19 protein-coding genes and 2 pseudogenes are annotated in these 18082 nt (G+C 30.9%); 6 read left to right on the top strand and 15 right to left on the bottom strand.

Annotated elements, in window-relative coordinates:
• Nucleotides 1-75 precede the first annotated feature (75 nt).
• From ILT06_RS23475 to ILT06_RS23450, 6 genes are all read right to left on the bottom strand, one after another.
• Nucleotides 76-708 (bottom strand): type 1 glutamine amidotransferase family protein, encoded by a 633-nt coding sequence (locus ILT06_RS23475; protein ID WP_064475330.1) that lies wholly within the window; start codon nucleotides 706-708, stop codon nucleotides 76-78.
• 54 nt (nucleotides 709-762) lie between these two features.
• Nucleotides 763-2244, bottom strand: coding sequence for a UDP-N-acetylmuramoyl-L-alanyl-D-glutamate--2,6-diaminopimelate ligase (locus ILT06_RS23470; RefSeq protein WP_064475329.1), 1482 nt, complete (start codon nucleotides 2242-2244; stop codon nucleotides 763-765).
• A gap of 283 nt (nucleotides 2245-2527) precedes the next feature.
• Complete coding sequence (locus ILT06_RS23465; protein WP_064475328.1) at nucleotides 2528-3157, bottom strand: class I SAM-dependent methyltransferase; 630 nt, start codon at nucleotides 3155-3157, stop codon at nucleotides 2528-2530.
• A gap of 317 nt (nucleotides 3158-3474) precedes the next feature.
• Nucleotides 3475-3972, bottom strand: coding sequence for a DUF421 domain-containing protein (locus tag ILT06_RS23460; protein WP_064475327.1), 498 nt, complete (start codon nucleotides 3970-3972; stop codon nucleotides 3475-3477).
• 211 nt (nucleotides 3973-4183) lie between these two features.
• The gene (locus ILT06_RS23455) at nucleotides 4184-4351 is read right to left on the bottom strand and encodes a hypothetical protein (protein WP_048560991.1); all 168 of its coding nucleotides are present in this window, start codon (nucleotides 4349-4351) and stop codon (nucleotides 4184-4186) included.
• 217 nt (nucleotides 4352-4568) lie between these two features.
• Nucleotides 4569-5495: a zinc-dependent alcohol dehydrogenase gene (locus ILT06_RS23450; protein ID WP_064475326.1), complete on the bottom strand. Its 927-nt coding sequence runs from the start codon at nucleotides 5493-5495 to the stop codon at nucleotides 4569-4571.
• Nucleotides 5496-5606: 111 nt separating this feature from the next.
• Here ILT06_RS23450 and ILT06_RS23445 point away from each other — a divergent pair, with 111 nt between their 5' ends.
• Nucleotides 5607-5849 (top strand): hypothetical protein, encoded by a 243-nt coding sequence (locus tag ILT06_RS23445; RefSeq protein ID WP_081257247.1) that lies wholly within the window; start codon nucleotides 5607-5609, stop codon nucleotides 5847-5849.
• Between the two features lie 27 nt (nucleotides 5850-5876).
• Here ILT06_RS23445 and ILT06_RS23440 read toward each other — a convergent pair whose 3' ends face one another.
• From ILT06_RS23440 to ILT06_RS23430, 3 genes are all read right to left on the bottom strand, one after another.
• Nucleotides 5877-6080, bottom strand: coding sequence for a hypothetical protein (locus ILT06_RS23440; protein ID WP_064475325.1), 204 nt, complete (start codon nucleotides 6078-6080; stop codon nucleotides 5877-5879).
• Between the two features lie 176 nt (nucleotides 6081-6256).
• The gene (locus ILT06_RS23435) at nucleotides 6257-6604 is read right to left on the bottom strand and encodes a hypothetical protein (protein ID WP_064475324.1); all 348 of its coding nucleotides are present in this window, start codon (nucleotides 6602-6604) and stop codon (nucleotides 6257-6259) included.
• A gap of 11 nt (nucleotides 6605-6615) precedes the next feature.
• Nucleotides 6616-7995 carry an aminotransferase-like domain-containing protein gene (locus ILT06_RS23430; protein ID WP_064475323.1) on the bottom strand — a complete coding sequence of 460 codons (1380 nt, stop codon included), beginning with the start codon at nucleotides 7993-7995 and terminating at the stop codon, nucleotides 6616-6618.
• Between the two features lie 127 nt (nucleotides 7996-8122).
• Between ILT06_RS23430 and ILT06_RS23425 the strand changes: the two genes are divergently transcribed.
• Together ILT06_RS23425 and ILT06_RS23420 are read left to right on the top strand one after the other, a co-directional pair.
• Nucleotides 8123-9061, top strand: coding sequence for a DMT family transporter (locus ILT06_RS23425; RefSeq protein WP_064475322.1), 939 nt, complete (start codon nucleotides 8123-8125; stop codon nucleotides 9059-9061).
• A gap of 17 nt (nucleotides 9062-9078) precedes the next feature.
• Nucleotides 9079-10770 carry a M3 family oligoendopeptidase gene (locus ILT06_RS23420; RefSeq protein ID WP_064475321.1) on the top strand — a complete coding sequence of 564 codons (1692 nt, stop codon included), beginning with the start codon at nucleotides 9079-9081 and terminating at the stop codon, nucleotides 10768-10770.
• Between the two features lie 14 nt (nucleotides 10771-10784).
• Here ILT06_RS23420 and ILT06_RS23415 read toward each other — a convergent pair whose 3' ends face one another.
• On the bottom strand, nucleotides 10785-11873 hold the full coding sequence (locus ILT06_RS23415) for a helix-turn-helix domain-containing protein (RefSeq protein ID WP_154131493.1): 1089 nt from the start codon (nucleotides 11871-11873) through the stop codon (nucleotides 10785-10787).
• A gap of 192 nt (nucleotides 11874-12065) precedes the next feature.
• Here ILT06_RS23415 and ILT06_RS23410 point away from each other — a divergent pair, with 192 nt between their 5' ends.
• Nucleotides 12066-13013, top strand: coding sequence for a phosphotransferase enzyme family protein (locus ILT06_RS23410; protein WP_064475319.1), 948 nt, complete (start codon nucleotides 12066-12068; stop codon nucleotides 13011-13013).
• Between the two features lie 83 nt (nucleotides 13014-13096).
• Here the strand turns inward: ILT06_RS23410 and ILT06_RS23405 are convergent.
• Nucleotides 13097-13847, bottom strand: a pseudogene (locus ILT06_RS23405) (aminoglycoside phosphotransferase family protein).
• Nucleotides 13848-13963: 116 nt separating this feature from the next.
• The gene (locus ILT06_RS23400; RefSeq protein ID WP_064475318.1) at nucleotides 13964-14758 is read right to left on the bottom strand and encodes a VOC family protein; all 795 of its coding nucleotides are present in this window, start codon (nucleotides 14756-14758) and stop codon (nucleotides 13964-13966) included.
• 250 nt (nucleotides 14759-15008) lie between these two features.
• On the opposite strand from ILT06_RS23400, the gene ILT06_RS23395 reads away from it, so the two are divergent.
• The gene (locus ILT06_RS23395; protein WP_064475317.1) at nucleotides 15009-15452 is read left to right on the top strand and encodes a carboxymuconolactone decarboxylase family protein; all 444 of its coding nucleotides are present in this window, start codon (nucleotides 15009-15011) and stop codon (nucleotides 15450-15452) included.
• 140 nt (nucleotides 15453-15592) lie between these two features.
• Here the strand turns inward: ILT06_RS23395 and ILT06_RS23390 are convergent.
• The 3 genes and pseudogenes from ILT06_RS23390 to ILT06_RS23380 all read right to left on the bottom strand — a co-directional run.
• Nucleotides 15593-15760: pseudogene (locus ILT06_RS23390) on the bottom strand (alpha/beta hydrolase); the annotation flags it as partial.
• Between the two features lie 42 nt (nucleotides 15761-15802).
• Nucleotides 15803-16555, bottom strand: coding sequence for a class I SAM-dependent methyltransferase (locus tag ILT06_RS23385; protein ID WP_064475315.1), 753 nt, complete (start codon nucleotides 16553-16555; stop codon nucleotides 15803-15805).
• 266 nt (nucleotides 16556-16821) lie between these two features.
• On the bottom strand, nucleotides 16822-17160 hold the full coding sequence (locus ILT06_RS23380; RefSeq protein ID WP_088047089.1) for a winged helix-turn-helix transcriptional regulator: 339 nt from the start codon (nucleotides 17158-17160) through the stop codon (nucleotides 16822-16824).
• 185 nt (nucleotides 17161-17345) lie between these two features.
• Between ILT06_RS23380 and ILT06_RS23375 the strand changes: the two genes are divergently transcribed.
• On the top strand, nucleotides 17346-18062 hold the full coding sequence (locus ILT06_RS23375) for an SDR family oxidoreductase (RefSeq protein ID WP_222655585.1): 717 nt from the start codon (nucleotides 17346-17348) through the stop codon (nucleotides 18060-18062).
• Nucleotides 18063-18082 lie beyond the last annotated feature (20 nt).

The following is an 18082-nucleotide window of genomic DNA, read 5'->3' as shown; positions in this document are numbered from 1 at the left end:
TATTAATCAAAACACAAAAACCATGCTTCAGTATCATTAGAAACATGGTTTTTATTATTGATCATACTAAATTGCTTAGCTATTTAATGAATTCATTAACTGGAAGAAATGTTCAGGTTCATGTGTCTTATTTAATTCATACCATGAATGGAGTGTATCTGGCGCAAATACATCTAATGTTTTTAGAACTTCCATTGCAAATTCCAAAGGAGCTACTCCAGATGCAGTAATAAGATTTTCACCAGACGCTACAGGTCCCATTTCATATAAATTTTCCCCTTTATATGTAGGACAAACCATTTTCATATAATCTAAACTATTACTTGTATGCTTTCTAGAATTTAAGTATCCGTAATTTGCAAGGCCTATTGTTGCACCACAAATTGCAGCCACAATAGTACCAATCTTTAAAACTTCTTCAACTTTTTGCAATATGGGTTTATGTATGTTTTCAGTCCAAGTATTTCCTCCAGGTAAAATCAATAAATCATTACTCTCAAGTACACATTCATCTAGGGAAATATCTGGCTTTACGTTCAAGCCTCCCATTGAAATAACCATTTCTTTATTTATTCCAACTGTAACTACTTTAAAAGGTGCTAAACCCTTTTTAAAATATCTACCTGTATTAAGTTCAGCAATTAAATGTCCGTATTCCCAATCGGACATCGTATGAAATACATATAAATAAGCTTTTCTAGTTTGCATTCAATAACACTCCATTCACAACTTAATCTAATCTAGTCTTTTCTAAAAGATAATCTATTTATTATTTATAATTGCTTGTCGAGCTTTTTCTTTATCATCAAAATGAATAGTCAAATCCTTTAAAATTTGATATGTTTCATGCCCTTTCCCTGCAATCAAAACAATATCATTAGAAGATGCCATGTTTATTGCATGTTTTATGGCAAGTTCACGATCTACTTCTACTTTATAATTCAAATTATTATTCTGTGAAAATCCTTTTTCAATATCTTTCATTATTGACTGCGGGTCTTCCGAACGTGGATTATCAGAAGTAATATAAACAAAATCGCTATAACTTCCAGCAATTTCACCCATTATAGGTCGTTTTTTTTCATCTCTATCCCCACCGCAGCCGAAAACAGTAATGATTTTACCTTTTGAAAACTCGCTAATTGTAGTAAGGACATTTTCTAACGCATCGGGCGTATGAGCATAGTCCACTATTACAAGGAAATCTTGGTTTTCGTCTATAATTTCCATTCTACCTTCAATGCTCTTTAAATCAGATAAGCTGTCACTAATATTTGTAGGCGGAATACCTTCAACCAATGCAGCTGTTATTGCTGCTAATGCATTATAAACATTAAAGCGGCCTACGAGATTTAGATTAACTTTTATTTCTCCATTAAAGGCAGAAACTAAAAACTGTATTCCTTTTGAACTTAAAGTAATATCCTTCGCTTGAACATCTGCTTCATTATGTATTCCATATGTGATACCTTCAGCTGAAGTAATTTTTTTAAAGTATTCTACCGATGGATCGTCTGCATTCAAAATAGCAATTTTTTTATCTGTAGTAGAAAAATCATTTCCCAATCTTGAAAAAAGAAGACCTTTTACATGTTTATATTCCTCAAATGTACCATGATAATCCAAATGATCTTGCGTTAAATTTGTGAAAACCGCAGTTTTAAAGTTACATCCTTTAACTCTTTCCATATGTAAACCTTGTGACGTAACTTCCATAACGCAATAATCTGTATTATGATTTTTCATCGTTTGCAAATTCCGCTGAAGTATCGGTGGTTCTTGCGTATTAATATCAGTAGGATACCATTTCGAACCAATTTTGACTCCGTTATTCCCCATAAGCCCTGTTTGAAATCCATAATCAGTTAAAATTTTTTCAAGTAAATAGGAAGTAGTTGTTTTACCATTTGTTCCTGTAATTCCAATTAGCTTCATTTTATTAGATGGGTAACCATAGAAATGTGACGCAATAACTGCCATAGCATACCTAGCATCTTTAACAATTATTTTAGGTATTTCAATAGTTATATCTCTTTCTACAATTAACGCCACAGCGCCATTTTTCACTGCATTTTCAACAAATTGATGTCGATCTTCAAGAAAACCATCGATACCTGATACACATATAAATAAATTTCCACTAGTTATTTTTCTAGAATCCATTTCTAATCCCGTAATTTCTACATTCATATCTCCAATGGTTTCTTTAATCAAAAACAAATCCGCCAGCTCTTTTAGTTTCAAATCCCTCGCCCCCTTTATACATCCTCCTATTAATTTTACCATTTTATTAAAAGTTTATGGTTTTAAATTCCATATTAGTTGAACGAAATATAATCTTCTTTAATAAACAAAAAAATAAAAGAGCACTTGTTTCCGCAAGTGCTCTTTTTGGGGATTTTGAGATGCCCTATTAACGAAAGTTAAGGTTACTTAAAGTTAATAGGTATTTATATTATATGCTTGTCCTTTTTAATTGTGCATAATCAATATATAAACATCTTTAATAATATTTAATAACTTTTATTTATAGTTCTTTCTTACATTGGAGCATTAAAAAATTGATTGAAGGTTTATTTTCCATGATCTTATTTGGCTCATCAATTTCTGAAACTTGTACTAGTCCATATTTATTAAAATCTTGTTTTATAGATTCAGAATCATAGAAGAACATTTTTACGCCTTCCATTACTTCATAATAGTCTTTATCCAACTGTTTTCCTTTTCCGTACATTGGAGCTTTTTTAGAAACAGTTGTGAAAACCATATATCCACCTGGTTTTAATTGATTATAACAATCTTTAATAAATTTCTCTCTTTCCTGCTCATTTAACAAATGAAGAAGTGCATGACTAAATATCCCATCATAAAGTTTATTATCAAAAGGCATTTCGTTTACCGAATCGTGATACATACGAACATCTTCTAGTCCGTTTTGTTTTGCTAAATCGATGGCTGTTTTTGAAATTTCAATACCTGTTACATTTATACCATTTTCGATAAACACCTTTGCGTTTCTACCGTATCCAATACCTGGAACTAATATATCTTTAACGCTCTTTTCCAGAAAAAAATCTTTTGTCAAAATTGCAGATTCTGTAGGTTCAAATCCCCACATCGTTTGTTTCTCAATAAAACTTGATTCCCAAAATTCCATTATGTTTCTATCTCCTTATTTTTATCTCATTTTTAGTATCACATAAAAGGCCTATATAATACGGCTCCCTGTGCCAATTTAATTTTTACGATTCTAATACAAGATAGTATGTGTATTGTTAATATACAGTTGTTCTTTCTTCTATTCAAAATATTTACCATAGTCACTATAGCTCCATTGAATATAGCATAATAATAGGCCTATATCTATTTTAAAGATTGGTGTAAAACCCACTCTTTTTTATTAACCCTTATGTTTTTGTAGAAAAACATAAAAGCCAATACTTCCGTTGTAGTATTAGCTTTTCTCAAGAGAAATTATCTTTTTATATTGTATTGATCTAATATTTTTTCTAACATTTCTAAAGTTATCGGTTGAGCTTTCTCTATTAATTGATAACCAATACGCCCATTCGGTTCAGCTGTAACTTGCTGCAAACTCTTTAAATCATGAATTCCTTTTTCTCTTAATTGCATATATAGTTGTTGTTCCGACATTTTTGCTTTCATCAAATTCTCTTTTACAATTTCTCCGTTTTCAACAATTACAATGCTACTGCCATTTAGGAATTGCTCCACCTTCTTTGATTTCAATTCAAAAAAATGAATGATAAGAAGTATGCTTGCAAATATTACAGCTGCAAATATAGATGGGACTACTTTCCTACTTAATACAGGCTCTACAATAATACGTCCAATGGAAACTACTATAATTATTTCAGCTCTCGTCATTTGGCTAACAGAATTACTACCTGTCATTTTTAATGCAATCATTCCAGTAAGAATTAAAATAATACTTTCCCAAATTATATTCATAATTGCCCAATCCTTTAATGGTGAATGTTACTAGCATTCCCATTTCATATAGCATTCTAAATGCATTTTAATTAAACTTTTTTGTAAAAATCAAACTTACATATACTGAAAAACAATCTATTTTGATCAATCTTTTTTCAATAAGGGTTTGATGATCCATCTTCCATTGTCAAAAAAATAAAAAGCACCCACATGGATGCATAGATTAAACTTATTCATTATTACTCTCTCCACTTTTATCATCAACTGATTTGGAGTCTAACATGCTGCCTATATCAGGCGGTAATGCTAACTCTATACCAGCTACTGGTTGATTATCTTCATTAAACCATTGTTTCTTAAATTTACTCAATTCTTCATTTTTCTTATTTTCATCCATATTACCCCGCCTTTTATGTACATGATATTAAACACTTTACTTAATATGTACATTGAGAAAGATAATATACTATTTGTACATAATGAAAGAGCAAGAATCCTTCTCTGTTTACGCAACCCGTTGTACCCAATAAAAATCCCCGTACATGCTACTCCTCGTTTTGTTATCATATTAGTGACGAAATATATGTGAGCTACGTGACCAGTACGTGGTCATTTTATTCATATGAGACAAATACTTTTAAAGGAGTAATTATCCGCTCACTTAATTCCTCAAAACATTTTTCAAGAGCAGTATAATGAATTTCATGTTGAAAAATCTCTTCTATCCATGGCGTCTGTTCTATTTGATTAAAAAACCAATCTGCATGTTTTTGATAATCATATCCGTCACTTGAACCAATGATTTGCAATTCTTTTCGATAAAAGTCGGCGATTAATGTTAAGTTTTCTATATTACCATCAGAAAGAATACATATAGCCCCATTACTTTTAATAACCTTTTGCAATGTGTGAAACCCTCTATTTGTAGCAGAACATTCCAAACCGTAATTATACGTATCTATAAGTTTCTCTTCCGAATCAAAGAGGTTTTTCGCACCAAACTTCTTTGCAAATTCTCTTCTATTTTTATTAGGCTCAACAACATCCACATGCTCAACACCTACATAGTATTTTAAAAAATAACAAGCGAGTAAACCGATAACTCCCATTCCAGTAATGAGTACTTTTTCATCCCGTCGCGGGTCTAGCTTCAATACCCCTTTAGCAACATCACACGAAAGAATAGATAATAAAGCAACTTTAGATTTTATATAACTAGGCACTCGAATTACTTTATCCCCTTTAACTATTCCTACCGTTTCATGCCCATAAAAAGAAACTACTTTATCACCTACGTTTAAATTTGTTACTTTATTACCAACTTGAATAACTTCACCATAACTTTCATATCCAGTTTTTCTTGGATACATAGGATTTGTATCTGTAACATCAGATTCTTTATACTGCGGTAACTCTGCTCCAATACTTATTGCACCTGCAATTGTTTTAATAATAATTTCCTCATCCTGTATAGACTTAATTTTACATGTTTCCCACTTAAGACGTTTTGATCCTACTAAAACTAATTTATTTTGTTCCATTTATAACCCTCACATTATATAAAAATATATTCTCACTAAATTTCAAACAATGTATAATAGATTCATCTAAAATTCAAGCTATAATGTTGGCTAGCAACCAACAGTGATAATATGATAATTGAATTTGATGGATATAGAATAAATGAGTATGTTATTGGCCGTAACTGTTCTCTAAACGAATTAAGAAGAATGTATTTACATGTAAAAAATGAAGAGATATCTAATGAAGATCTTCTAAGCTTATTTTGTGTACAGTACCATTATGAAAAACCCCCAAAATTACTACAAGAAGACGTCATGAGCGATGTTGTCATTGATTTAGATACGGACTATATTTATATCCCTAATAGATAACAGGAAACTAGATTGAATGAATAGAAATTACGATTCAGCTAAGTGTTTAATAAAATAAGTAATTGTCCAAATTACTGTCGCAAATTGAGTGACAAAATACATTGTCCATTCAAAACCAGTCAAATTTCTCTCTCGTCTTACTTTTTTTAAATATCTGTAAAATATAAATGTACTTAAAAACATTAGTAACAACGATAGTTGCTGTAAATCATCGACTAAACGTACTGCCATAGACTCGATCACCCTCCTATTCAAAATAAATGCTACACTTTAAAGTTATCATTTATTGGTAATTTATTTCCATTTATATTACTTATGTCCTAAATAAAAAGAGCACTCAGCTATTGAGTGCTCTAAAAAATATTAATTCTACACATTTTCCTTGTAATGATTTCATATAATTTCTATTACTTTTTATTACTCAGTTCTATCACTTCCGGTATATGATTACTATCATATTTCCTCGTATAGGTTTCACCATCTGGAGTAACTAATTGTAATACAATCTCACCACAAACTCCATTTAGTATTTCAAATTCGCCTTGTGTATTTGAAATACTGCGTTCCTTACTTTCGATTGAATCTTCATAAATTTTCACATTAGATATAGGTTCGTTATTTTGATTTACGATAATACCTCTTGAATACTTACCAACCGCAATGCATTGGTCATCTTTTTTATAATATTTAGTCACAACTATAGCTCCAATTATTATAGCGATACACACAAACAAGAGAATTATTTTGCGTCTCACAACAAACCCCCTTATTCATTTTTTTCTTTTTTAAATTGAAAGGTTATACGTTCCACTTGTTTGATTTCCTCAATTACTTTACGAATTCCTTCTTCAATCCTATCTTCCTTCACATTCGATACGTTTAACTTTAATAGTCTATCTTTCGGAAAACCTCTCAAATAATTTTTATCAATCGCATCAATACTTATTTGCATTTCATTTAATCTATGGAAAAACATTTCGGAAATACTCGTTTTGTATAATTTTAAACAAGTGTGGATTCCAATTGTATTTTGCTTTTTATATGTGAATAAAAGCGGGTTTTCACTATGAGTTATTTCTAATGTTTCTGCTAGTTTTTTAGATCTATCGTGATAGGAAGATTTAATTTTATTTTTATGACGTTCAAACATGCCACTCTTTATATAAATTTCTAAAGCAGCTTGGGATATCATCGGGCTATCGATATCTAAAATCTTTTTATATGTATGGAAAGCATTCGCTATTACCGGTGGGATTACTGCTATGCCCACTCGTAAACCTGGAAAAATAATCTTTGAATAACTTTTCAAATATATGACATGATTCCCATTATCCAAGCTATATAACGGATCTGCTTTTGAATCCATTTCTAAATCTGCTAAATAATCATCTTCAACTATATATACATTATATTTCTTAGCCAATAACACAATTTTTTCTTTCTCATCTTTAGAATAAGAAGTTCCGAGCGGATGATGATATCTTGGTATTGTATAAAAGAATTTTATTTTACCTGTTCGAAAAATGCGTTCCAATTCATTTAAGTCAATACCTTCATTCGTACGTTTAATACCAATTACAGGAATTTTGTTTATTTCTAGATATTCAATATATAGATGATATGTTGGTTGTTCAATTAATATCGTTTCATTTTCATTTGGAAATGGTATAGAAGTTAATATTGCTAGCGCCTGCTGTACACCTGACGTTATAAAAATATTTTCTTCTTTAGTGAAGACTTGATAGTTTACCAGTTGTTGTTGAATAACCGGAATTAAAGACGGTAAACCTTTTGGCGTACCATATACGAACAAGTCATTTTTATATGTATCAATGGCTTTATTTATACAATGTTGAAAATCTACATATGGAAAAACATCTGGATCTGGTGCTGAGGAAGCAAAATCAATTATCTCTTCATTTTCTACAACCTCCCCTGATTTTCGAACAACGTAGTATCCACTTTGAGGGACGGAATAAATAATATGACGCTTTTCTAATTCATGTAGCGCTCGTATTACTGTCGCCTTATTGCATTCATATTTCGTAACGAGTGTCCGAATAGACGGTAGTTTCTTTCCTTCTTTTATCTCCCCATTTTGAATCATACTTTCTAAGTCGTTGAAAACATGTAAATACTTATACATCATTACCACCTCAACATTTAATTTGTACCGGTACAGTTTGTGATTATTCACATTGTAGCACTAGATCATAAAGATTACTATGTACGTATACTGGCCAGTAAGAAATCAATTACTATGAGGTGAAATTATGAAACTTACAACAAAGGCATATTTATCAGCTTTACTCTATTCATTTATTATTGGATTCTCCTTTATGTTTGTGAAATTAGCATTAACTGTTACAAGCCCACTTGATACCCTTGCTCATCGTTTTACAATTGCTTTCATAGCAGCAAGCATTCCCATTGTTTTCGGTTTCGTAAAGTTAAATATGTCATTCAAAAATATACTTCCCCTTTTACCACTTGCAATATTTTATCCAGCACTATTTTTTGCTTTCCAAGCATTTGGCTTAGTGTATACAAGTTCATCCGAAGCTGGAATTATACAAGCGGCTATTCCTATATTTACGATGATGTTAGCTTCCTATTTTTTAAAAGAGTATACAAATACATGGCAAAAAATATCTGTACTCATTTCTGTTATCGGTGTCATTTATATATTTATCATGAATGGTATAAGGACTCATGAAACTAGTTTCATAGGTGTTATTCTTATTTTGCTATCGGCATTATCATCTGCTTTCTATAATGTGTTAGCTCGAAAAATGACGAAGAAATTCAAACTAATGGATTTAACTTACACAATGACAGTAATCGGCTTTATTAGCTTTAATTTAATCGCAATCGCCAGCCATATAAGCAAAGGTACTATAACGGCATACTTTAAACCGTTTACGAATGGAACATTTCTTATCTCCATCTTATATTTAGGGTTACTATCTTCCTTGCTGACGGCATTGCTATTAAATTATTCCTTATCATACATTGAAGCCGCTAAAATAAGTGTTTTTAGTAACTTATCTACACTTATTACAATTATCGCAGGCGTTATTTTTTTACACGAGCAAATTTCTTATTTTCATATCATTGGTACAATAATGATTATTTTTGGTGTAATAGGCACAAATTTTTTGGGTAAAAAAGGAATTACAGTGAAAAAGAAGAATATCTCCATGAATAAATAAAAAGTGAGGGATATGTCATGCAGCGCTTAAATACGATTGATATTAGTAACGTTCTAGAATTAGAAAACACTCTTTCTACTTTAGAAAATGAAGTGATTTCTTCAAAACTAGAACTTGAAAATTGGTTAAAAAAACAATCTACATTCATTTGGGAAATTGAAGAACAATTAACATCTCACTATATCGCCTTTCAATGTAGTACAGATAATAAAAAAATAAAAGATACTTTTGAATATGACCAACAATTTGTCAGGCCTCTTTTGAAACGTTATCAAAATTCATTTGATAATAAATATTTAGAGTCCCCTTTTCGAATGGAACTTGATCCAAAAACGTATAGCTTACTAGATAAAAAAATAAAGAATGCGCAGACTTTATTTTGTGAAAAGAACATTGATTTAGAAGTAGACGAAGACAAACTAGTAACCGAGTACTTCGAAATTACAGGTGGTTTAACTGCACTATGGGACGGTGAAGAAAAAACAATTACTGAACTACAGTCTTACTTACAAGATCCGGATCGTAATATACGAAAAAAAGCGAAAACACTCATTTCTGAAACATTCTTATCTGTTGAAGATACATTACAACAGATATTAAATGAATTAATCGTAATACGTCACCAAAAAGCGAAAAACATTCAATTAGATAATTATCGTGATTATATGTTTAAAAAACATGAACGTTTTGATTATACACCTGAGGATTGCTATGAACTTGCTGAATCTATTCGTAAATACGTAGTACCACTTATCAATAAAATATTTAATGAGAAAACATCTGAACTTCAAGTAGATAGTCTTCGTCCATGGGATCTAAAAGCAACCGCACCAAATCAAAAAGCATTAAAACCTATCGAAGACGCCAGTGAATTAATCGAAAAAAGTTCTCATATTTTACACAAACTAGATCCCGAATTTTCTAGGTTACTGGACCGTATGTGTAAAAATAATTGCTTAGATTTAGAAAGTCGTAAAGGAAAAGGACCAGGAGGATTTTGCGAATATTTACCTGCTTCTCGATTATCTTTCGTTTTTATGAATCTCAATCATACACATTATGATGTTACTACTTTCCTCCATGAAATGGGTCATAGTATTCATAATGAATGTATGAAGCAGTTAGAACTTCAAAAATATTTGGAAATCCCTTCTGAATCAGCAGAACTCGCTAGCATGACAATGGAATTATTTTCGATGGAGTATTGGGATACATTTTATGAGAATACTGAAGAATTTATAAAAGCAAAATTAGATTTCTTTATAGATATTGTTAAGTACTTACCACAAATGCTTATCGTTGATCAATTCCAACATTGGATGTATGAGAATCCTAATCATACTGCTAAAGAAAGAAATGCAAAGTATTTAGAATTACATAACACTTACCAATCGAACGTCGTAAATATTGAAGGGTATGAAAATTGGATTGCAACTGGTTGGTTACCTGTACTACACATATTCGAAATACCATTCTATTACATCGAATATGCTATCGCACAACTTGGTGCACTACAAATGTATAAACAATATAAAGAAAATCCTAAACAAGCAATAGAAAATTATAAAAAGGCTTTATCATTAGGTAGCTCTAGATCTTTAACGGAAGTATATGAAGCAGCTGGAATTCATTTTGATTTTTCTGGTGAAACAATTAAAGAACTAATGTTATTTGTAGAGAGCGAATTAGAGTCATTTGAACAATTGTAAGAAAGAAGCTGTTCCTATATTTTAGGTTCAGCTTTCTTCTTTATTTTATTTATTAGTTCTATGTACTGAGAATCACCATATCCGATTGTCGAAAAGAGTTTAAACAACTTTGTTAATAATTCTCGAGTTGATAAATCTTTATTTTTAGAGATGAATTTTACTACGATATTATCTTCTTTTAACATATTTAAATATAAGTCTATAGCTTGATAGATTACAGGTGGTACTTTATAGGATGTTTTTTTATGATTCACTACTACTTCATCGTATATAGAAGAATAATTTCCTAATTCCAGTTCAAGTTGACTTACTTTAAATTCATCTTCTCTGAAGCTATTTAAGTATACCTTCCCTTCATAACAAGATTGTTCTAAGTATGAAAGTATGGTAAGTAAGTTCATTTGGCAGAACATATCTTCACCAAACCATAAAACAATGCATTTATACTTTTTCGTAAAAAGATTTTCTAACGGATCTATAACTTTTTTTGTATAACTTTCTACTGAACTATTATGTCCTTCTGCTCTTGTTTTAATAAATTCTTCATTAAAAACTTGTGTAGTAGCCGTGTTTACACACATCGCTTCGTTAAATGGGGCATAATCAGACTCACCCATTAGCTTCTCCGTTTTAAATTCTTCATACATCATTTGACCATTCAATATGTTTAATACATCTTTATCAAACAACTCATTATTATTGCTACGTAACTGCTCAACCTCTAATTTTCTAGAAATATTCATTTTTAACTCCTCTTCTATTTTTAGTTTAATAAATGATTGAATAGGCATTTTGTTAAGTTGGAATTCTCTTGGATTCATTCCAAAAACATTTTTGAAAGCTCTACTATAAGCCTCTTGCGAAGAATAATTGTAATCCAATGCAATATCTATTATCTTTCTATCATTCATCAAATCCCCCGTAGATAAATACAGCCTTCTTAAAAGAATATAACGCCTTATACTCATGCCTGTTACTTGGTGAAATCTAAAAGAACAGTAATACGGAGAATAACCCATATAACGCGATAATTCATTTAATGAAAATTCTTCTTTTAAATTGCTCTCAATCCAATCAATCATTTGCTGTATATGTTCATACATTTACTTCACTCCTTATTTATAAGTATAAAAGAGAGTCATTTCTTTCTTTTGATATTTCTTGTGTTTTATAACATGAGCCATTCATTACTTCATGCTTCATTTTAAAGGATATCAAAAATAAAACACGAATGTTGTATATTAAGAATCTTTTAGTTCTCAAATAAAAAATTAAAGTTTGGAAAGGAAGTTACAATGAACGAGCTAGAAAAAGAAATACTCCAATTAATAAATGAACGATATCCATTAAATTTTATTAACATTAAACCCATAACGAATGAAATGTATCAATGTAACGCACAACAAGGTACTTATTTCATTAGAATTACAAACTACAAAACATATGCAGAACAATTAGAAGAAGTTACATATACGAATTTTTTATATCAAAATGGCTTAGGTGTTCCACCAATAATCCCTTCTTTACAAGGAAATTTTGTAGAAAAGTTTCCATTAGACAAGGAGATTTTTGCTGTATTATATAAAGCTGCTCCTGGTATACATTTACCGAGGTGTGATTGGAATTCAAATATATTTAAAAAGCTTGGTAAACAAATTGGAAAATTACATCGCATTTCTAGAAGCTTTGAACAGACTAATCCGGTTAAACATATAAACGATTGGTATGAAAATGAAGAATATAATTTTCTTAAGTATATCTCTAAAGAAGAAACTACTATAAGAGAAATTGCATCTGACGTTTTAACTTCTATAAAAGAGCTACAAAAATCCACTTCCAATTACGGCTTAATTCACGGAGATTTATGGCTGGAAAATATATTAGTTGAAAACAATTCAAACATAACAATGATTGATTTTCAAGACTGCGAAAAACATTTTTACATATTTGATTTAGCCGTTCCTATTTATAGTGCGATAGAATATTCATTTGCTGGAAATGGGAATATCGTTAACTATGAGCATTCTATTACAAAAGCACTATTTGAAGGATATAAAGAAGAAAATGAACTCCCTAAAGAGATGATAGACAAGTTTCCATTGTTTATAAAATTAAAGGAGATTTTTGAATATAGCTTAATGCATATGTATTGGGGTAAAGAAGAATTAACTGAGGAACAAATACGGATAATAAATCTTTATAGGATGAAGATCGAAACTAAATATACCTATATCAATGTTTAAAAATGCTATTGTTTAACTACAAGGAAACTTAGTTTAACAACAGCATTTATTAATTGGCTACTAGACAACCTTTGTTTTATTACTTATAAATACTGATTCAATAATTTGTTTAAATCCACTTCATTTTGCGGAGATACTTTCTCTGAAAATCTAGCTCCAATCATAATAGGAGCCCATTGAAAGATCTCATCTCTTGTTAGATCGGTATTACTGCAATATATTCGCAAATACATTTCCGCTAATTCTATATAAGACTGCGCATACAATAAATATGTACGAAACACATCTGCACGAATATCACCTGAACAAGCATCTACCCAGTCTATAATATTTACATTCTTTTCACTCAAAATTAGATTAGATGGATGGAAATCACCATGGCATAATCTAGGTTCAAATTTGATTGAATATAACTTATTCAATATACTTTCCTTTTGTTTTTCATCCAATTTATGTACATATTTAATTTGAAGCTCTAACCTTTCCCCCATCGCTTCCATTTCATCCGTATTCACACGTATGGCATGAATCTTTTTTTTGTTCATTAACACAAATATTTATGTAATGCTCTGCCTCATTTAGATTATTAAGCAGGAGATCCCCCATACTGTCACCTTTTACGTATTCCATAATAATTGCCTGTCTATTTTTTATCTTTGTCACTTCAAATACGTTCGGAACTGATAGTCCACATGAATAAGCATATTTTTGTTTTTTTGCTTCATTCATAGACTCTGTATCAGGCAGATATTCATTAAATAATTTTACAACCTTAGTATTATAGAGATAGATTTCTGCTGTATTCCCTTTAGCTATCGGATTTCCTAAATTCAATTCATTTCTCTCCTTACTGTAAATTAAGCTGACACATTATACTCCCCTATAAATTCAGTGTAATTATGCTGAAACCCTTCTCCACGAAAATATAAAAAACTTACCACTTTCTATCCTTAAATAGAAAGTGGTAAGTTTAATTTACTAGGAATATCGGAAGGGAAATTTGGTGTATGCACAATTGAAAATGCATATCCCTGCTCAATAAATGATACTTCATTATGTTTACATTGAAATGGGACACTATTTTTCTTAAAGTTAATTTGGATTTGCTGTAAAAATGCTTGATCTGTTGTTCCGAAAGATACGTGTACTTTTGGTGGTAAAGCTTTCATCGCAATCGGGATCCAAGGTCGCTGCCACCAAGTTGCAACGATGTATGCAGTGCCACCTATAACAAAGTTGAAAATATCCCCATCTTTCATCGTTTTCATATTTAGATTGGATTTTAACCATTCTGTAAATACAGGTACACTTTTAACAGGAAGTCCGATTTCCCTTACATATAAAATATTTAAAGGGGACTGCGGTACTAATACATCTTCTTTAACATAACTATGTGCGATAATTTCGAGTAGATTTCCATCCCCGTCTTTAAAGTATACATTGTATAAACCATTCTCTTCACCAATTACATTTCCATTTTGCCATTTCACAATGAGTAATCCAGAATCCTTTAGCCATCTTACTGTTTCAAGAAATTTTGAATATGGAATCTCAAAAGCAAAGTGAGCAGGTGCAATTGGTTCATATACTTCTTGAAAACTAATTGTTGTATAAGGTGTTACTTCAAATTGAATAAATGATGCTGTTTCTTTTTTTATTGGAAAAGATAATATGTCCTTATAAACTTGTTTTACCCCTTCTATGGAAACCGTTTGTAGTTTTATATCTGATATATGTGTAATCATTGTAATAAACCTCCAAATTCATAATATCTATTAGTATTGTATTTCAAAAACTAACAGGAAGAATCCATCTGGAGATTGAAACTTTAATTAACAAAATAATACTTTTGTATTAGAGCAGTTACGCTAACATTTCCGGCTAATGCAATAAAATTTTAACTTCAAGCGTTTTGCGCTATAGTTCAAATAATTGGTATAAACGACCATATCAAGATATAATGAACAATATCTTAAGCTAAAGGAGTGATGTTTTGTGAACCAAAGAATTTCTTACTATGATGCTGCACCTAATGCTATGAAAATTATGATGGACATGGAAAAGTACACAAAGCAATCAACGATTAATCGAATGACTAGAGAGCTTATTAAAATTAGAGTTTCTCAGATCAATGGTTGTGCTTACTGCTTAGATTTACATACATCTGATGCGCGAAAAATGGGAGAAACTGAACAAAGGATTTATTGCTTAAGTACTTGGGATGAATGTACTTTTTATACAGAAGAAGAAAAGGTCGCTATTGAACTAGCTGAACATATTACACTAATTCCTACTAAAAGAGTTCCTAATTCCCTATACAAACGAGTATGTGAACATTATGATGAAAAACAATATATTGACCTTGTCTTGATTATTAATCAAATTAATAGTTGGAATAGAATTTCTATCGCGATGGGAAATACACCTGCTAAAAAATAAAACTGTAAGTAAAAATCTTACTTACTCTATACGTTATTTCTATATTACATACGCTCCAAAAGGTTGATTTTTATATATTACAAAAATCAACCTTTTGGATTTAACTTTACCGATGTTTTCTTATTTCTTCTACTATAACTTTCGGATAATCCCAATGTTTCGTCCTTATGCATACCTCTTACAATATTAACCGTTGTTGTACCTCTCGCATGCCAGCAGACTTTATAATTTATTTCTATACCCAGGTCCTTAACTCCAATCTCTAGTAATGAAGACCATCTTGTATAACCTTCTTTTCCACACAAAAAGCTGCTTTTTTTAAAGAAAAGCAGCTTTTAATCTATAACACATTATAATTTAACAGCAATAATCATAAACCTTTTTGAATTCGTACGAATCCCTTTTTCAGAACTATTTGCATCAATGAACTTTTGTAAAATAGTAAAATCCTCTTCCTCTTCTCCAAATCTAGGAATAATAGGCGTATGTTTTAACAAGAAAATAAGATCTTCAGGCGTACTGTAATAATCAGTAATATTATATTCACGTACTTGCACGAATTCAAATCCTGCATGAATAAGTTCCCTCATATACTTTTCTTTTAAAATTCCATCTTTTTCGCCTAAGCATTGCCCTCTTCCAAATGCTTCTTTCAAGTTCAATTTATCATGTTCGCTAACTTGTTGTGTTAAGAAAATAGCACCTTTTTTCATTACTTTTGCTAATTCAGATGCTATAAACGGTGCATGACAACTTGAAGCTATATCAAAATGCGCATGCGGAAACACTAAAGCTTCAGAATCCATTTGAAGAAACTCAACATTTTGTACACCTGATTTTTTCAAGTTAGAATGTGCTGTTTCTATCATTCCGTTAGAATTATCTATTCCAATTAACAATTTAGCCGAAGATGCTATGTTAAGTACATTCTCTCCTCCACCTGTACCAACATCAAGTAATATATGTGATTGCTTGCATCTTTCTTTTACCTCTCCATAAAAGTCCCATGTATCTCCTACAGTTTCACATTTTATTTTACTAAAATCCCATCCATTTAATCTTCCTACTTTATCATAAAAGTTTTTGTACTCTAATTCGTTCATTTCATTATTTCCCCTTTGTTAATGTGCATGAAATGTTTAATCCTGATCATCATCGAAATAGACTCATAGTTTATATTCTTATTAATCTCCTTTTATATCTGGTACGCATCTTTCAATCCCAAACGACTACTTACTTCGAGTAATACATAAATTCATCCCACTACAATTAAAAGAAAATATGTACGATAACATCATTTAATTCAGTATATTATAAAATACAAATTATCGAAATAGCAGCTTTATACATTTCAGTTTACATAATATATTTACAGTTCATCTTCATTAATATATTCTAAATGTCTTCTTCCCCAACCACACATGCTATCTAACACAGTACTTACTGTTTTTCCATGTTTAGATAAACTATATTCCACTTTAGGTGGTATTTCTTGATAAATTTCTCGTTTTATTAGTTGATCTTGCTCTAATTCACGCAATTGCTTCGCTAACGTCCCTTGAGATATATCTGGTATTAATCGCTTTAATTCACCAAACCGTTTTGTTCCGTCTGTTAATAATATAAACAAAATAAGTGGTTTCCATTTCCCACCAATTATTTGTAATGTCGCTATTACTCCTTTTAACTTCGGTTCTTGTAAATCCATTTTTCACACCTCTCCTCTGACATCACAAATCTTTTTTCACATTGCATATCCGCATGAATAGTGATTAGTACGAAATATGCGACTATGTACATAAAAAGTGCGTACTTTTCACTTGCTATCTTTTAGCGAATAATAAAGAAATAATAGTTTTATTTTAACGTTTTTATTAAAGGAGTGGCTTAAATATGTCTATTACTACATTAAAAGGTAGCCGTATCGTTATCATTGGTGGGAGTTCTGGTATTGGGTTTGCAACAGCAAAACAAGCAATTGAACAAGGAGCACATGTTATTATTGCAGGGCATTCGACTGAAAAATTAATGATTGCTCAAGAAGTAATAAATAACCTTCATCTTCAAACTTATGTATTGGATAACCAAAATAAAAACCAATTACAAGATTTTTTCAAGAAAGTTGGGAATTTTGATCACTTGTTCACACCAGGAGCCTCTTACACACTTGGACCTATAACCGCTACTGATGATATTGCTGAAAGCAGCTTTATCGGCAAGTTTTGGCCACAATATTATGCCGTAAAATATGCAATTCTTTTTCTTTCAGACTCCGGATCTATCGTATTAATGTCCGGTGCATTTAGTCAAAAACCGCTTAAAGGGGCACCTGCTTATGGAGCTTGTAATGGTGCTATTGAGAGTTTAGGGAAAGCTTTAGCTGTTGAAATAGCTCCTATAAGAGTTAATGTTGTTTCCCCTGGAACGATACGGAGGGAAAATGAACAAAACGAAAATAGACTAGCTGCTTATGAAGCTTATAAATCTCTTTCTCTTCTAAAGAGGCCTGGGCATAATGATGAAATTGCACATACTGTTCTATATTTAATGCAAAATAGTTTTACTACAGGCAATGTATTGTTTCCTGATGGAGGATACACATACCATTAAATTATTTAAAACAAAAGCCC

It is taken from the genome of Bacillus sp. 17RED48 (genome assembly GCF_019837545.1).
Lineage (GTDB): Bacteria > Bacillota > Bacilli > Bacillales > Bacillaceae_G > Bacillus_A > Bacillus_A wiedmannii.
The sequence above is the reverse complement of the archived record's forward strand: the minus strand, read 5'-3'. Positions and strand labels throughout refer to the sequence as shown.

What these genes read in the sequence shown, in the direction of transcription:
- ILT06_RS23425 (WP_064475322.1), top strand. Translation starts at nt 8,123, where the DNA reads ATGAAACTTACAACAAAGGCATATTTATCAGCTTTACTCTATTCATTT.
- ILT06_RS23375 (WP_222655585.1), top strand. Translation starts at nt 17,346, where the DNA reads ATGTCTATTACTACATTAAAAGGTAGCCGTATCGTTATCATTGGTGGG.
- ILT06_RS23380 (WP_088047089.1), bottom strand. Translation starts at nt 17,160, where the DNA reads ATGGATTTACAAGAACCGAAGTTAAAAGGAGTAATAGCGACATTACAA.
- ILT06_RS23420 (WP_064475321.1), top strand. Translation starts at nt 9,079, where the DNA reads ATGCAGCGCTTAAATACGATTGATATTAGTAACGTTCTAGAATTAGAA.
- ILT06_RS23410 (WP_064475319.1), top strand. Translation starts at nt 12,066, where the DNA reads ATGAACGAGCTAGAAAAAGAAATACTCCAATTAATAAATGAACGATAT.
- ILT06_RS23385 (WP_064475315.1), bottom strand. Translation starts at nt 16,555, where the DNA reads ATGAACGAATTAGAGTACAAAAACTTTTATGATAAAGTAGGAAGATTA.
- ILT06_RS23455 (WP_048560991.1), bottom strand. Translation starts at nt 4,351, where the DNA reads ATGGATGAAAATAAGAAAAATGAAGAATTGAGTAAATTTAAGAAACAA.
- ILT06_RS23465 (WP_064475328.1), bottom strand. Translation starts at nt 3,157, where the DNA reads ATGGAATTTTGGGAATCAAGTTTTATTGAGAAACAAACGATGTGGGGA.
- ILT06_RS23460 (WP_064475327.1), bottom strand. Translation starts at nt 3,972, where the DNA reads ATGAATATAATTTGGGAAAGTATTATTTTAATTCTTACTGGAATGATT.
- ILT06_RS23445 (WP_081257247.1), top strand. Translation starts at nt 5,607, where the DNA reads ATGATAATTGAATTTGATGGATATAGAATAAATGAGTATGTTATTGGC.
- ILT06_RS23475 (WP_064475330.1), bottom strand. Translation starts at nt 708, where the DNA reads ATGCAAACTAGAAAAGCTTATTTATATGTATTTCATACGATGTCCGAT.
- ILT06_RS23440 (WP_064475325.1), bottom strand. Translation starts at nt 6,080, where the DNA reads ATGGCAGTACGTTTAGTCGATGATTTACAGCAACTATCGTTGTTACTA.
- ILT06_RS23415 (WP_154131493.1), bottom strand. Translation starts at nt 11,873, where the DNA reads ATGTATGAACATATACAGCAAATGATTGATTGGATTGAGAGCAATTTA.
- ILT06_RS23430 (WP_064475323.1), bottom strand. Translation starts at nt 7,995, where the DNA reads ATGTATAAGTATTTACATGTTTTCAACGACTTAGAAAGTATGATTCAA.
- ILT06_RS23450 (WP_064475326.1), bottom strand. Translation starts at nt 5,495, where the DNA reads ATGGAACAAAATAAATTAGTTTTAGTAGGATCAAAACGTCTTAAGTGG.
- ILT06_RS23400 (WP_064475318.1), bottom strand. Translation starts at nt 14,758, where the DNA reads ATGATTACACATATATCAGATATAAAACTACAAACGGTTTCCATAGAA.